10 protein-coding genes and 1 pseudogene are annotated in these 15,632 nt (G+C 38.5%); 4 read left to right on the plus strand and 7 right to left on the minus strand.

Going from position 1 to position 15,632, the window contains the following annotated elements:
- Positions 1-561: 561 nt before the first annotated feature.
- From L4C37_RS10560 to dmeF, 4 genes are all read right to left on the minus strand, one after another.
- Positions 562-2,952 carry a putative bifunctional diguanylate cyclase/phosphodiesterase gene (locus tag L4C37_RS10560; protein ID WP_429768525.1) on the minus strand — a complete coding sequence of 797 codons (2,391 nt, stop codon included), beginning with the start codon at positions 2,950-2,952 and terminating at the stop codon, positions 562-564.
- Positions 2,949-4,001 (minus strand): polyamine ABC transporter substrate-binding protein, encoded by a 1,053-nt coding sequence (locus L4C37_RS10565; RefSeq protein ID WP_429768526.1) that lies wholly within the window; start codon positions 3,999-4,001, stop codon positions 2,949-2,951. The genes L4C37_RS10560 and L4C37_RS10565 overlap by 4 nt, the downstream gene beginning before the upstream one ends.
- A gap of 534 nt (positions 4,002-4,535) precedes the next feature.
- Entirely contained in the window at positions 4,536-4,955 is a 420-nt protein-coding gene (locus L4C37_RS10570; RefSeq protein WP_429768527.1) for a MarR family winged helix-turn-helix transcriptional regulator, read from the minus strand.
- A gap of 1 nt (position 4,956) precedes the next feature.
- A complete protein-coding gene (gene dmeF, locus L4C37_RS10575; RefSeq protein ID WP_429768529.1) occupies positions 4,957-5,838 on the minus strand; it encodes a CDF family Co(II)/Ni(II) efflux transporter DmeF in 882 nt (293 codons plus the stop codon).
- Between the two features lie 511 nt (positions 5,839-6,349).
- Here dmeF and L4C37_RS10580 point away from each other — a divergent pair.
- Both L4C37_RS10580 and L4C37_RS10585 read left to right on the plus strand, forming a co-directional pair.
- Positions 6,350-7,375 carry a DUF4382 domain-containing protein gene (locus L4C37_RS10580; protein WP_429768530.1) on the plus strand — a complete coding sequence of 342 codons (1,026 nt, stop codon included), beginning with the start codon at positions 6,350-6,352 and terminating at the stop codon, positions 7,373-7,375.
- Positions 7,376-7,980: 605 nt separating this feature from the next.
- The gene (locus L4C37_RS10585; protein WP_429768531.1) at positions 7,981-8,424 is read left to right on the plus strand and encodes a hypothetical protein; all 444 of its coding nucleotides are present in this window, start codon (positions 7,981-7,983) and stop codon (positions 8,422-8,424) included.
- Positions 8,425-8,833: 409 nt separating this feature from the next.
- On the opposite strand, the pseudogene L4C37_RS10590 reads toward L4C37_RS10585, so the two are convergent.
- Positions 8,834-9,430, minus strand: a pseudogene (locus L4C37_RS10590) (tyrosine-type recombinase/integrase).
- A 386-nt stretch (positions 9,431-9,816) separates the two neighbouring features.
- Between L4C37_RS10590 and L4C37_RS10595 the strand changes: the two are divergent.
- A complete protein-coding gene (locus tag L4C37_RS10595) occupies positions 9,817-10,677 on the plus strand; it encodes a LysR family transcriptional regulator (RefSeq protein WP_429768532.1) in 861 nt (286 codons plus the stop codon).
- Positions 10,678-10,723: 46 nt separating this feature from the next.
- Here the strand turns inward: L4C37_RS10595 and L4C37_RS10600 are convergent, their stop codons facing one another.
- Both L4C37_RS10600 and L4C37_RS10605 read right to left on the minus strand, forming a co-directional pair.
- Positions 10,724-13,231, minus strand: a complete 2,508-nt coding sequence (locus L4C37_RS10600; protein ID WP_429768533.1) for an AMP-binding protein — start codon at positions 13,229-13,231, stop codon at positions 10,724-10,726.
- Between the two features lie 3 nt (positions 13,232-13,234).
- A complete protein-coding gene (locus L4C37_RS10605) occupies positions 13,235-14,632 on the minus strand; it encodes an aminotransferase class I/II-fold pyridoxal phosphate-dependent enzyme (protein WP_429768534.1) in 1,398 nt (465 codons plus the stop codon).
- A 209-nt stretch (positions 14,633-14,841) separates the two neighbouring features.
- Here L4C37_RS10605 and L4C37_RS10610 point away from each other — a divergent pair, with 209 nt between their 5' ends.
- Positions 14,842-15,441, plus strand: coding sequence for an isochorismatase family protein (locus tag L4C37_RS10610; protein ID WP_429768535.1), 600 nt, complete (start codon positions 14,842-14,844; stop codon positions 15,439-15,441).
- Positions 15,442-15,632 lie beyond the last annotated feature (191 nt).

A 15,632-nucleotide genomic window follows, 5' to 3' on the forward strand; every position in this document is an offset into this window, starting at 1 on the left:
TGATTTAACAAATCTATGAAAACTGTGTTGTACACGTCTAGCAAATCTTAAGATAACCATTTTTAATCAATAACTTAGAAACTAAAATTCACAAGCCATTACCATTACAGGTACATGTACTAGCATCATTTTCGAGTAAATTAAACAAAATCTATTTATCAAGTACATGTACACAACAGAGTAATCTCAACGTTGGTGTACAACTAAGCTTGGTGCTCTGACAAATAAAGACAACAACTTTTACATTACAGTTTTGAAACGTTATCTGGCTGTAAATCACTGCCGAATATTTGTTTGGCACATATTTGGACAGATGTGAGTCAGCGACTTTGCTAAAGTAATAGAATGCGGATTAGATATAGTATCGAAAACACCGCTTTACTGAAATTGGCTCACCTCAAATAGAGATGCCTCTGGCTCTTTATCGTTACCCATGTCAAAACGCATGACAACAATTCTTATCAGGAGGCTAAACATAACAAACTGCCATCAATCGAGCGGGTAAAGCGATGTATCATTCAAAAGCTCAGAACTAGACCATATTCTATGGTGTCACATATTTTATATGTATTCAGGCAAACTCCCTTTCTTCCATGCTGCGATAAAATCATCTTCTTTTAAGGGTCTAGATAGCAAGAACCCTTGTACTTCCTGGCACCCTTTACTTCGAACGTAATTTAACTGACTCACTGTTTCTACGCCCTCAGCTATGATATTGAGATCATAAATTTTGGCCATTTCTATGATAACTTCAATAAGCTGTTTGTCTGTAGATTCAGAATCAATAGCGTTGACAAATATACGGTCGATCTTCAGCGTATCGATAGGGTAATTTATCAGTTGGCTGAAGGACGTGTAGCCAGTACCAAAATCGTCGAGAGAAACCTTCACTCCAAGTGCTTTCAAGGCCTTAAGCCTCTCAATGTTATGTTTATCTCCAGGTATAAAGCAGGTTTCGGTTATTTCCATTTCAACCATGTGGGCTGGAATCTGATAATGCGTCAACAACTCAGAAAGTACATTGACAAAGTCGGAATTAGAGAGCTGCCAGGATGAGAAGTTAATCGCTAATGTACCATCAAACCCCAACTCTTCTATCCAGACAGATAGCCTCTGCAGGGCATTTTCTAAAACCCAATAATCAATATGTTTAATTAAGCCTGACGATTCCGCTACTGGTATAAAATCCGCTGGTCCATAGGAAAGTAGAGCCTCATGGCTCGTTCGTATTAGAACTTCTGCACCTTTTATTTTGCCTTTTTCAATATCATAAAGAGGCATATAGGTTAGATAGAACTCGTTAGATTTAATAGCCTTTTTCAAGTCTTCATTAATTTGAGCATGACGCTTTATCTCTTTATCCATCTCTTTTGAGTAGAATTGACAATGATTTCTTCCCATGAATTTTTTGCAGGTATACATCGCTGAATCAGCATTATTGACTAATTCCGTTACAGATTTAGCATCATTAGGGTAAACAGAAATACCCACACTAACCCCAATATCAAATTGAGTACCATCCATCTCGAAACCGTCCTCGAAGAGAGAGAGAATTCGATGGGAGAATTCGGTAAGGATATCTAAATCGTCCAATCCACCAACTATGATGGCAAACTCATCACCAGATAGCCTGGCGAACTCAAACTCAGAGATAGTTAGATTTTCCCACTCAAAATCAACAAAGCTCTCGACGAGGCGCTCTGCAAACACTACGAACAATTGGTCTCCTACATGATGTCCGTACTTGTCATTCACGAGTTTAAAGTTATCAATATCGAAGTAGATAACGGCGCACTTTTTATCTGTTTTAGTGCAGTTACTCATTATACGCGTGATATCTAGATTGAATTTTTTCCTATTTGGTAAGCCCGTTAGAGAGTCTCTTTTTGCCAAATTATCGAGCTCAGTAATCAAGTTAATGTACTTATTGGTAAGGATGGAAACTTCGTCGTTACTTTTGGAACGTTCTATGTAGACTAAGCCATCATTATTTACAGACTCTACTTGCTTAGTAAGTCTCTCTACAGGCTTAATAATCTGTTTTACGATAAGCCATTTTAGTAGTAAGAAAGTGACTGCAGTTACTAACAAAACAATAACAGCGTAAAGAAGTTGAAAGGGTTTGTACAACTCAAGGAGCTGCATTTGAGAAAGACAAATCTTGATAGACCATAAGTCATGTATCAACTGAAAGCCCAAATCATAGGCTGGTAGAGTAATATCTTCAATCTGCTCTTCGCTCGCAAGCGAATGCGAGGTCATATTAGGCCTAAGCATCAGTTGAGCATCAGGACCAAGCTTACTTTTCACCGACTCTTGAAATTCATCGTAATGCCTAACTTTAGAGCGAACTACTGCAGTAAGTAACGTCTGCCCTTGAGAAAAGGTTGGGACAGTAAAACTCTGCTCAGGTGTAAATGTTTTTACGACTAAAAATTCAGGACCTTCAATGCCATCGTCTAGTTTATAGGTAGAGGCGTTAACGCGAACCACACCTTTCAAATCTAATGCTTGTTTAATCGCAGCAAGGTGCTCTGTTACAACCGTATTAGCAACATATTTTGTAAATGGATCCGAAGTATTAAAGTAGATAAGCTCTTCGCCATTAATATCCACCAGAGCAAAGCTCACGATTGTGCCGTGATTGAGCTTTAATTGATTAATATACCCCGCTAGCTCTTTCTCCGTGTAATATTGAGCGGTGTCATCATCTATTTCAATAAGATACTTTTGAATATAGTAGTTCTCTAGACTCATTCTAATCGCAGAATCTAGCTCTCTAAGCGCTTCATTAAGGTCATGAGAGATATGAGTAAGTTCACTTTGTAATTGTGCCGATAGCGACAAGTTCAGTTGCATTTTTTGGCTGGTATACGAAAACACTCCGGCAATGGAGAAAATAACCACCATAACAGGAAGCAAAATATAATTGATCTTTAGCGACAGCTTCATTTTTCTGTCTCATTTCTTTGATTCTGAATAACAAAGAGTATTTGGCTTCTTAGGTCGGAAGCTTCTTTGCTAAGTGTCTTATAGGGAAACGATGAAGAGCTGTCTAATGCCGTAGGGAACAGCTCTTCATCTAGCCGATAATCATCTGTTGCGAAGTCTAATACGTGTTTATTCGAACTTGCGAACCACACATCTTCAGCATTCAATGCTGATCTTTCCGGTGTGTTAATAAAGTTAAGGAACTCTATTGACGCCTTACTAATAGGCCTGTCTATGTGGGCACTAAAGCATTCATGCCACATCAAGGTGCCTTCTTGAGGAATGGTATAGATCCAATCATCTTGCTCTGTATACGACGCTATTTGTTCTTTTTCTCCTGAGTAGATAACGGCAACTTCCATTTTAGACCCAGATTTTTTATCTAGGGCATAGCCAACACCCGCTCTTATTGCTAATAGCCGTTCACGAACCTTCATCAATAGTTTGTACGCTTGTGCCAATTCGACTTCATTTTCGGTCATAGGAGCGAACCCTAACGCCAATAATGCGATTGCGATGGTATCCACATCATCATCAGGAATCACAACAGTTTGAGGGTATTTCAATGCGTAGTCGAAAACGTCCATCCAGGAGGTTATACCTTCGGTGACCTTTGAAGACCGAAATGCAACCCCCATAGTACCATTAGAGTACGGAATTCCATATACCCCACAAGTTCTTCGAGAAACATCAGTAAAGTTTGAATTACCTTCCTTCAAAGTATTAGACAAATCCCCTAAAATACCGGCTCTGCCCAGTTCACCAATGGTAAGTCCATCAATGATAAACAAGTCATAGGCTAGGGCTTTACCAGAGTACACCACAGCATCACGCAACATTTCGTTTTCAAAATATACCTGAGATACAGTATGACCGTACTGTTCTTCAAATTCTTCTATCAGGGCATCAGAGATATAGTCTTCCCAAGTGAAAATTTTTAGCTCTTCAGCAAAGCTCAGTGCTGACAAAAAAATAGAACAAATTAATGCAAAACAAGTTAAAAAACGCATCAGGTACCTATTACTAACTATTTTGGGAGTAGTTTAACCACTGCGGTTATTTTGGTCTTATTTATCAAATATAGGCGTTATTGTGCCTCATCATTCAATATATTAGTGAGGTGTATATTAGATTTCGTGCAAATAGTTGTTTTGTTGGACTCTAATCGACTTAGGGAACTGAAAGTGTAAAACATCGTTAAACGTTATTTTTCATATCGCAGCGTATTCTCTACTACAACATCACCAATTTGTGATTCCACGGGGACAGTTTACCATGAGAAAGAGTACTGAAATTCCAGTAGCTCAATCTTACACGGAGCAATTATGTTAACGCGGAATGGGATCCTTTTGAGTTGGAAAGTGCTACGGGTAAAAATTCAGACCGTGAGATTGCTGGACAATTCCGAGTTACTGATTGTGCTGAATTAGCAGGTGTATGGCAAAACTGGCTCAGAAGGGTACCCAGTATCCTCTAATGCAGAGAAATGGGGTTCATCTTAAACGTATCACCTCCAGAGAGAGGTTGATACGCTTCGATATGAGTTAGAACTCTCTATTCATTTTAGTTAACGTTGCAATTAGCTTCTCTTCCTCTTCTGACTCAACATTTATAGTTAAGTCCTTGACTAAATCTAAGTGGAGTTGATTATGTCTCAGGTGTATCTGCTGACCTTTGTCAGTTAGTGCCACAACAATAGCTCTACGATCTACAACGTGAGGAAGACGTTCAATTAAGCCTGCGATTACCAACTTATCAACCTGAACAGTAAGTGTACCTGTAGTAATACCTAGTTTATCTGCCAACTCTTTCATTCTCATCTGTCCATGGACACCTAGGACTTCTATGGTATGCACTTGCGCCAGAGTATAACCCGTTTCCTTTACAACTGATTGTTCCCACGAAGACATCTTGTCGTAGAATTCAGTAAGTAGCTGATTTAAGGTTTCTAGGTTTTTCTTCATTTTAATGCGCTTCTAAAGTGAGGTGATTAATCCTATCAAATCGAGATAGTTTTTGCTTAAGTTCATCTACTGAGGAAGTATTATTTAAAGTTATAGTCAAGGCTGCACTGTAATGGTGACCACTTATCTTCCATATATGTAAATCACTGACCTCTCCATAGCGCGATAACTCAATTAAAACCTGCTCACGGTATTCTTTTTCAATACTTTCATCTAATAAGATAGGACTTGTCTGACGAAGAAGATTATACGTCCACTTAGAAATAACCAGAGCACCAACCATACCCATAATTGCATCTAACCAACTCCAACCATAAAACTTACCTAATAATAGAGCAACAATGGCTAACACAGAAGTTAGTGCATCGGCTAATACATGCAGATATGCTGCACGAAGGTTGTGGTCATGATGGTGGTTATGGTCATGAGAATGTTCAGAGTGATGGTCACCAAGAAGAAACATGCTGGCTAAGTTAACAACTAAGCCAATAAAGGCGACTAAGATAGCTTCGTTAAACTGAATGTCGTGTGGGTTGAATAAACGATTTGCAGATTCTACAAACATCAATAGAGCAACAATTCCAAGCGCAATAGCACTTGTATATCCACCGAGTACGCTTACTTTTCCAGTACCAAAAGAAAATCGGCTACTGTTTTCATATTTTTTGGCATAACGGTAAGCAAACAAGGTAATACCAAACGCTGCGGCATGTGTTCCCATATGCCAACCATCAGCCAGTAACGCCATAGAACCGTAAACACTACCAGCAGTGATCTCAATGATCATGGTTATGAGTGTAAGCCATAACACATAAAAAGTACGCTTTTCGCCATGATGGTTGTGCGCAGAAAATTGATGGTGATGTTTTAGTGAAGTATCCACAGTATTTCCAAATAGTTTGATAATCAAACTATTTGTACCTCAATGTAATTTGAATATCAAACAATATTAATGCTCTTAATTACTTAATCTCTACCTAACATGCGAAATAACCTTTTCGAATCGAAGCTAGAGGGGGGGATGAAAAAGCTATTTTTCTATTAACAATTAATGGGTGAGTGTTGAGCTATAAGGTGCCACGGATAAAAATTCAATGAAACGGTCGTTTAAAGTGGACAATTCGTTGTTCAAGGGTCATTTCTAGCAGTATTGACAGTACTCTGACCAATTGCTCAAGCTTATTGATAGTTTACATACTAATATTAAGTAATCTATGTATGATTTGCTATGTGCACCTTGGTAAACCGTGTTTTGGATGACGGAAGCCTTGGGGAAATAGGGATAAATTCGTTAGACCATGGGTATTGTTTATCTACGAATCACAGCAAGACTATGAATAAAAGGCTACTCAGATAAGCCCTTTATTTTACAGTGATCTTATAGGGCATGAATTATGAAGTATTTAAAACAAACAGCTTTGGCGAGCCTTGTGCTTGTTGGGCTTGTCGGATGTGGTGGAGATTCCGGAACGTCAAACAATACGGCTCCTTTTACTCTGAGTGTGAGCGATGCTCCCATTGATGATGTTAAAGATGTCACAGTGACATTCAGTAAGGTTGCTTTACTTCCGGATCTGGAAGGTACACCACTAATTTATGACGTATTTAAAACGGACGAAAACGGCGACTACGTTGATGAAAATGGTGATCCATTGCCCGACGGTGAGGATCCTATTCCGCTAAGTGTTAATTTATTGGATTATCAAGGTAGCAATGCGCTTCCTTTGATTGAAAACGAGGTAATTCCGGTTGGCAGTTATAAGTTGTGTGTGTTTGCACATGATGGCGATCACCCAACAACCCCTTCTTACGTTGTAGAAAACGATGATATGACTCGCGAATTAACGGTCAAAGGTGAAGGTGCGTGCCCGCAAGGTGTAGGTAAAGAAGATAACGCTGGCGTACTTTACTTCAATAACTCATTTAACGTGAATCAACAGAGTAACGACTTTGTGGTCGAATTCGATCTTCGAAGAGGCTTAAAGAACAGTTCGACCTTCCCTGACTACACTATTCAAAGAACTTCTGTAAGTCTTATCAATACAGTTGAGACAGGGAACATTGAAGGTTCTGTTGCTCTTTCTACTTATGATAACTGTAACGATGGTGATAATACATTTGTTCAGTCGGTTTACTTGTATGAAGGTAATATTGATAAAGCTGATATGGCACCTATCGGGGGTATTGAAGAGGTTAAACCTATTACTTCAGCATCAGTCACGATGAACTCAGCACAGACCAACTATGAGTTTTCTCTAGGCTTTATTGACTCGGGCACTTACTCATTAGGATATACCTGTACTGCGCAGCATGACAGTGATGAAGACAATGTAGATCCGGTTGCCGATGGTTTTGAAATATACGAAGTTCAAAATGATGTGCAGGTGATAATTAACCAGGATAGCCAAGTGTCATTTTAACTTATGACATAATGTATATATTTGAATAAGTACAGCCTCTAAATGGAGGTTGTGCTTGGTGTCATAGCGTGGTTTATATGAATATCATTACCTTTTATTCTCGTAGGCTGTGACTCTGGATTGATTATAACCTAATACCTCCATTTTATTTGGCAAACTTTATTCCAGCGTAACTCGTGAATTTCATCTTGAGTTGCGTCACTCGCTGAAAATCCTTTGGAGCGATGTAGGGTACGCCGCGTTTTACAAGTGATAAATCAAATTTAACGGAGCGGGTTTACGCTAATGTATTCAGGTTCTTTTAGAGACTTGCATTAGTCTCGCTCTACGATGAGATCCGCGGCAGATTGTCCTGAAAATCGTGGAAGTATTCTGTGTCGCTGTTCTGTCCATCAGGTCTTCGATCTGGTGGTCTAACCGTTTTGTCATCTTTATATGTCATCTGCAAATCTGATTTAAACTCTTAATTCAAAGCAAACTGAGAATTGCGAATCTGTCTTAAACGTTTGTTAGTTTCACATTCCTCACTACTAACCACTAAACTTCCTCTTGATACCATCTATTGTAATCTATATGTTAAAGATATGATTTAAAGGAGTATTATCATGAAAAAAACTAAAGTTATTGCTTTAACGAGTCTTCTTGTCTTTATGTCACCAGCAGCCTTAGCAGAGAAACCTGAATGGGCGGGGAAAGGAAAGCCTAACCTAGAAGAGCTAAAATCAACCTCCGATTTGAAGAAAGCCGAAGCTCAAATTGAAGAGCGAGAAGAAGAACTTGAAAAGCAGATCAAAGAGAAAAAGAAAAAAGCCAAAAAAGCGAAGAACAAAAAAGATAAGAAAGAGCTTGAACGCGAGCTAGAAGAACTTGAGGACGAACAAGAAGAAGTCGAAGACCTTAAAGATAAAATAAAAGACAAACAGTCTGGACTTGAAAAGCAAAAAGAAAAGAAAGCTGACCAAGATAGAAATGGAACAGATAAAGGGTCTGAAAAAGGTCAAGAAAAACGAGAAGAGAATAGCAAAAAATGGTGGAAGTTCTGGGAATAAAACCCGCTCGCAAGTATCACTCCGGATATTCTTTCAGGGTAATAGTTTCGTTACTCTGAAAGCCGCCTTCACTGCAACACAACATATTTCTACAGAGTTTCAAGTAAGAACTAACAGCGATTACATAGAAAATCCCTTTATGTAAATATAGAATTATTCTATTTAGCTCAAAGTAAAGAACTGGCGTGCAAGCTTGCAACTAGAGCTTGGCAAGGTGAGTGTGGTAGCTAGGTCGAATTTACGCCGTGATACCACACGGGGGTTCACAACGAATAGAATAAGAAAAATAGAGAACTCTGGTAAGGAAAAAGCTCATGAATAGAATATGAATGAGTAAAAGGTCTAACGCATAAAGGGGCATAACTTTATCGGTGACAATGTGAACCCTACTAAATAGGGTTCATTTCGACTAACAATCAGTGCCTTCCGAAAGTAACAATGCATCTTCTAATTCAATACCAAGGTAGCGGATCGTGTTGTCTACCTTTGTATGTCCCAGTAAAAGCTGCACTGCTCGAATATTTTTAGTTTTTGCATAGACCAGTGTCGCTTTCGTTCGTCTCATCGAATGAGTGCCATACAGGTTCGGATCTAATCCAAGGTTTGACGCCCATTTCCTGACTAGAGAGCGATAGTACGAATAGCTTATAGCTTTATGCTTACGTCTTTGGCTTGGAAAAAGAAAATCTCGGCTGCTTAGTGAAGCAATCAAAATCCATTTCATTAGGCTTTGTTGAGTTCTTGACGTTATCTCAAATTGAACTTAAATGTCTGTTTTTCGCTGGATATGCTTAACGCGATTAAATATCCTATCTTGCGAAGATACATCGCAAATTCTGAGAGCGAGCAAGTCACTCGCTCTAAGCTTGCTATCAATTGCTAAGTTGAGCAACGCAAGTTGCATCAAATTATTTTCAATTTCTAATCTGGTTCTGATCCGCCAAATTTCCTCAAGCCGAAAAGGTTTTTTGACGCCACTACGCTTCGTTTTGTTGAAAACCACCATGATGACCTCCTTTTTTATTTGGTCATCACGATTGTAGTTGGAAGGAAATGGACGGAAATAATTTAGTGTTTATGCACTAAACAGTTGTCTTTAGATAAGTTATCTTCAGGCAAGTGGCTGTACTAAATAGTTTAATTGAAACATCCAGTGCGGTCCGCATCTGGGGGATAGAGAAAGAATATCGAAAACTCATACCAGTTACCTATTTGTAGAGTGGATTACTTCTAAAAACTTCCTACAGCATATTTTAAAACCCCTCGCTTCTCTCATTGCGTCTTGAAGGACATTTTTATTGCTATATCTCTATTACTGACTGTTTTATAACCTATTGATGGATTGTATACTTTAGGAAAAGGTGCGATAAAAACTAAGCAAATGGGTAATCAATGAACAATAGTAACTGGGATGATTTGAAGTTTTTCTTAGTTCTTTATGAGTCGGGAAAAGTAAGTACAGCTGCTAATAGATTGAATGTAAATTACGCGACAGTTTCGAGGCGTATAGATCGATTGGAAAATTCTTTAAAACTTAAATTATTTAACCGTACAGGTGATGGATTTAATTCAACGATTGAAGGTGAACTTTTATACGAACGTTCGGGTGACCTAAGAGATAAAATCAACAGCCTATCCGAGTCTCTTTCGCCCGAATCGAAGTTTAATCAGAATGTCAAAATTTCTATGGTTCCGTTTTTGGCAGAACACTTTGTCATCGAAAACCTGAAGAAGTTGCACTCACGATTTCCCGAACTGAGATTTGAAATTAACACATCAAATCGAAATGTGAATATTGCCAAACAAGAAGCTGATATCGCATTGCGTTTAGATCTTCCTGAAAAGGGTGAATCAATTTGTAAGAAACTAGGTGAAGTAGAGTTTGTATTGTGCGGTACAGATTACTGGATGGAACGATTAGTAAATGATAAGCCAGTCGATGTCATCACTTACACGGCAGAGTTCAGTCATCTGGCAGAGTGTAAGCTCCTGATTGAAAAGTTCGGGACTAAGGCTATAAAACTCCAAACAAACACAATATCCGCTCAGAAGAAAGCGGCCGAGCATGGCTACGGCATTGCAGTTCTCCCACGACTAACCCTAGGTTTAAGCTCATTGAGTACGATTGAACCAGAAAGTCCTATTACTCGCGAGATATGGATGCTCACCTCGAAGAAGACTTCAATGTCCACACCAAAGAAACTGGCCATGGAAGAGTTGGTGAAAATGTTTAAGGGTGAACTGAAAAGCTAATAAAAATGGCAGGGTGTCCTGCCATTTATTTAAAGGAAAGGTTCTTTTAACTTTGAGCTGTTTGTACCTGGAATCGATTTGTACTTACAGTTTTAGGCTTTGATGCTAAGCGACTGTAAATGTTGTTTAGCACCAGAACGAGGATTGTAATACCAGCGCCGTAAACCTCAGTATTCGTGATGGTTTCACCTCTGAACATGCCAATAGTGAAAGCAGTAATTGGCACCATATTAATAAACAACACACCGTTGGTTGGGCCTAAAGTGCTTATTCCGTGGTTCCAAGAGAAAACAGCAATTACACCAGCAAATGTGATCAAGTAGATTAACTCCCATTTAACTGCTAGAACTTGATTAAGCGACGGTGCCTGAGTGATTCCAGCAAAGTTGGTAAAACACGCAACTAATACGATGGTAAATGCACCAAAGAAACAAGACAGCGCGGTATAACGTAATACTGAATATCCGCTTACGTAGCTCGCGCCCAATGTATACGTTACCCAACAAAACGCACCTACAAGAATAACCAAGCTTGGTATTAAGCTGCCACCTGATAGAGCTGAAAGATCACCTTTGGTAATCACTAGTAGAACACCAAGCAAAGCAAGAACGATCGATACAATAGTGAAATTTGAAGGTCTTACTTTTTTCAGTGTCCACATCATAACAGCTGAGATTAAAGGCATCAGCGCCATAATTATCGCACCATGTTGTGGTTTAGTGTAAGCTAGACCAGCAAAAGCTAAGATACTGAAACCTGCGAACCCAAATGAGCCAAACAACCATAGTTTAAAGAAGTCTCGGCCTGGCAATAAAGACGATAGCCCCTCTTTAGCTGCTAACATCGCTATAAATATGAGAGACGCGGTTCCATATCGAATTAAACTAATATGTACTGCATCCATTGTCGTTAAAGCGTTCTTCGCTATTGGGAACATCGCCCCCCAAGAGATAGCAGTACCTAACAAGCATAAGATTGCTATTACAAATTGTGCGAATGAAATGCTCGACGCTTTGGTTAGTTTTGATTCCGAGTTCTTTGATGGCTGAACAGTCTCTTTATTCAATATCATCTGCTTGAGCTCATCATTACGAACTTTGCCTGATGGTGAATATGGAATTGAATCGACTTGGCAAACACCTTCAAGTTTCATCTTGAGCTTTTTGCAGATGTACTTAATGTTTCTGACCAATTCGGCGTCATCAACAATAAACTCCTTGTTAATCGCATACCCACAAAGTACGGAGTTCTTTGAGACTGGTATCATCGCTATATCTTTGATTCCTGGGAGGTGTCTTACATCGTTTTCAAGTTCATAGATATTTAGTGTGCTTTCACCTTGTGCGCGGTTTCTCAGATAAATATTTCCATCAGCATCCATTTCACCGGTCTCTGCGGTGATAAGGTATTTATCATCATCGATCACAACATATTCAGATTCTTGGCTTCCATAGCCATCCATGTTCATGTAACTCGAAATAGCAATGCGTCCAACTTGATGATTTGGAAGTAGGTTACCGTTCTGATCGACCACTTTGATTTTGTTGCCATCATAAGCTCGGCCAATACTTGTAGGGTTAGTGATCAAATCACATGGTTCAGCTAGTGCATTAACACCAGTTTCAGTTGTCCCATAGTACTCATGGATTACGGGGCCAAGAGCGTTGATAGCTTGAAGTTTCGCTTGTGGGTGAAAATGTTTACCACCAACAATGATGAATTTTAAATTGTTATCATTGGGTGCATAACCACCCAAAGAATAATGAGTGACCACATCATTCAAAAGTGGTGGAGTCATGGCGCTTGTAGTAATCCATTCACTTTTAATTAGGTTGACCATATTAAGCGTGTCATGTGGTTTAGCGATAACGATAGTAGCGCCTAACTGCATGAATAATCGTGACCAACCACTACCGGCAGCATGATACAAAGGCATTGCAAGCAAATGGACATCTTCGGAAGAGAAGCCGTAACGCGCAGTGAAAAATGAAAATCTTCGAGCATCAAAAGACTTACTACGCACGACTGTTTTTGGTACACCAGAGGTACCTGAAGTGAATGATATGCTTCTGAAAGGACGATGCTGTACTTTGATTGATCCCGACGGCTCCTCGGTATCTTCTAACAGCTCACAGAAGTTGATACTATTCTTCGACTGACTATCCAAATCAACAAGAGTCACGCGCTTAGCAAGTTCCTGTAAATTGATATTGTTTTCAATACAGTATGACGATGATACTACCAAAATTTTGCAATTGGTTGAAGTCAACATCGACTCTATTTTCTCAGTACTCTGCGTATAGTCTATACCCGTGCATGGTATCTTTAATGAAGATGCCGCTGACATTAGGTAAACCAGTTCTAGGCAATTCGGTGAGATGTAACACATACATAGATCAGCACTATTGTTGTCTATCTTCGAAGACAGATTTACCGTGATTTTGTATGCCTCTCTATAGAACTCAGACCATGTAACTTTTTTGTCACCGAAAATGACGGCGTTTCTATTTCCTCGAGCAGAGGATATTTCCTTTAGTTTATCTATTGGAAGCATTATTTAATTCCCTTCAACAATTAATAGAGATGTATCGTCAAAAATTGATTGGTTAATTTTAGTTATTACGTTGTTACAAATTGTTTGTCCCGGTGTCAAAATCGGAATTCCAGGTGGATATAAAATATAAAATGAACTCGCTATATCACCGACATTGATATTTAGTAGGTTATTTTTGGTTTTATACTTCTTTTCTATTTCATATAAAGCATTAATCAGCAAGCTAATTAATTCATTTGAGATCCCCTGATGAAGATTTAGAAGAATTGAATTATGTGAATACCTGCTAACATATATCCCATATTTGTTAAATAGAATTTCTCGAATTTTAGCGCCGCTTAATAATTTAGTGGTGCATGTTATCCATAGTTTTGTCGGATCTTGAATTAGATACTCTCCTTCAAGAGTCAAACTCGGACATCTAAACAGGCTCAAATCGTTAATGATGGATTTAAGGTGTTCACACTGTTCACTTATTCTATCCGAGTACTGTACTGCGTATTGGTTAGCATGACTCAAAGCGAGTTCCGTACTTGCCAGAATAGGATAACTAGGAGAGGTGGAGTGATTTCGAAAATGACTACCAACAACTTTAGTTTGACAATCTTCTGAACCAAAAACATTGATTATGCTTGCTTGTCGTAATGCAAATAAGGACTTGTGAACAGAATGCGTCACTATAAAGTTAACATCATATTTCTTTGAAAGAGTTGAGGCGTTTTGTATTGCACTTTTCTCTTTCATCTTAGGATCAAAAGTAGACCAAGCCCCCCATGCTTCATCTATTACAATATTCTTTATGCCTTTAAATTTTTCACATATAACAGGAAGAAACTCTTGTAAATCAAAACACACACCATCATAGGTCTGGCTGTTGATTATGAGGGTTGTATAAGGTGTTCCGATCTCTTCAGCTCTGACTAACGCCTTAATGATGCCTTGGGTATCAGCAGAGTAAATATAAGCATCATCATTGCAAATCAAATCCTGTACATAGTTCACATCACTATTCTGAGCCTTCAATGAAAAATATATAGATTGATGAACACCTCTTTGACATAAGACTTTATCAGACGACTTGCAAATAGCTTCTATTATGATTTTGTTTGATATTGTGCTGCCGCACGTAACGAACAATAACAAGTCAGAACCATACATATCTTTCAATATATTCGCTGATTCATCTATAGCTTTACTTGGATCAGTTAAACTATCAAAAAACGGCGAGGTAATAGATAGTTCTAGTTCTTTTACTTTAGATAACCTAGCGTTAAAATCCTCACTTACTACGACATCTTTTGTTTTTCCAAGGTTTTGTATGGGTAACGCATGAAAACTCCCTTTAAGCTTTTTATTAGCATTATTTAAAGCGTTATATATTGGTAATAATGTGCTGTTCATAATCCCTCCGACGTTTATGTAAAAATTAAATCAATATATTTAATATTTATATAAGAAATTTTGCGTATAGCATGTGCAATTAATACGGGTATTATTTTTCTTATAAACTATCCTTTACTAAATTTTTGCACATGTCATTTGCAAAAATAGAAATTAACTAAGGAATTATATGTAGGTATGATTTACTTAAGTTTCATAGGAGAAAAAACATGACTCAATTAAAGACACTTCGAAATATTGCTGGACTACAAGAGCATAAGGTTGATTGGAATAATGCAGCTGTTATTTTTGTTGATTACCAAAACGAATATGTGGATGGTGTTTTGTCGCTAGGCAAAGCAGGAAAAACAGCATTGGAGAACGCAGAAAAGCTACTAGAGACTGCTCGAAGTAAGAATGCCCCAATTTTCCATATACTTCACAAAGCGAGTTCGGCATCACCGGTATTTAACTGCGATTCATCTTTGTCAGATGCTGTAGATGTTGTAAAACCTAATGACAACGAAACAGTAGTTCATAAGACGCTACCTAATTCATTCTTCAATACCGACCTAGAAGAGATGCTGCATTTAACTGGACGTAAGCAACTCATTATCCTCGGCTTCATGAGCCATATGTGTGTTACTGCGACAACTATCAAAGCTGTAGAGTTGGGTTACGATGTTATTGTTTGTGAAGATGCCTGTGCAACACGACCATTACCTGATCAAAACGGTAAACTAATCGATGAAAATATCATTCACTTAGTATCTATGGCAGCATTAAGCGACCGATACGCTTCAATTCAACCATTGCATAGTTTTTCATAGGTTGTTGAGTATAAAGCCTTGTAAAGGCTCAAGCAGGACTTTAAATACAATCTGAAATCCAGAGAAGTACAATGTCAATACTCAACGCAGAGCTTTAACTCAGCGTTGAGTTTCTTTTTATAGAGGCCAAGTAACCACCTCAAAATTTGGATTAGATTTATTTAGTCAAAAATCGCTAGATTAACCGATTG

Origin of the sequence: Vibrio kagoshimensis, from assembly GCF_050337535.1 — a bacterium.
Taxonomy (GTDB): Bacteria; Pseudomonadota; Gammaproteobacteria; order Enterobacterales; family Vibrionaceae; genus Vibrio; species Vibrio gallaecicus.

Bases quoted from the DNA above. Each gene is read 5' to 3' on its own strand.
- L4C37_RS10565 (WP_429768526.1), bottom strand. From the start codon at position 4,001: ATGCGTTTTTTAACTTGTTTTGCATTAATTTGTTCTATTTTTTTGTCA.
- L4C37_RS10570 (WP_429768527.1), bottom strand. From the start codon at position 4,955: ATGAAGAAAAACCTAGAAACCTTAAATCAGCTACTTACTGAATTCTAC.
- L4C37_RS10595 (WP_429768532.1), top strand. From the start codon at position 9,817: ATGAACAATAGTAACTGGGATGATTTGAAGTTTTTCTTAGTTCTTTAT.
- L4C37_RS10600 (WP_429768533.1), bottom strand. From the start codon at position 13,231: ATGCTTCCAATAGATAAACTAAAGGAAATATCCTCTGCTCGAGGAAAT.
- L4C37_RS10580 (WP_429768530.1), top strand. From the start codon at position 6,350: ATGAAGTATTTAAAACAAACAGCTTTGGCGAGCCTTGTGCTTGTTGGG.
- L4C37_RS10605 (WP_429768534.1), bottom strand. From the start codon at position 14,632: ATGAACAGCACATTATTACCAATATATAACGCTTTAAATAATGCTAAT.
- L4C37_RS10560 (WP_429768525.1), bottom strand. From the start codon at position 2,952: ATGAAGCTGTCGCTAAAGATCAATTATATTTTGCTTCCTGTTATGGTG.
- L4C37_RS10585 (WP_429768531.1), top strand. From the start codon at position 7,981: ATGAAAAAAACTAAAGTTATTGCTTTAACGAGTCTTCTTGTCTTTATG.
- L4C37_RS10610 (WP_429768535.1), top strand. From the start codon at position 14,842: ATGACTCAATTAAAGACACTTCGAAATATTGCTGGACTACAAGAGCAT.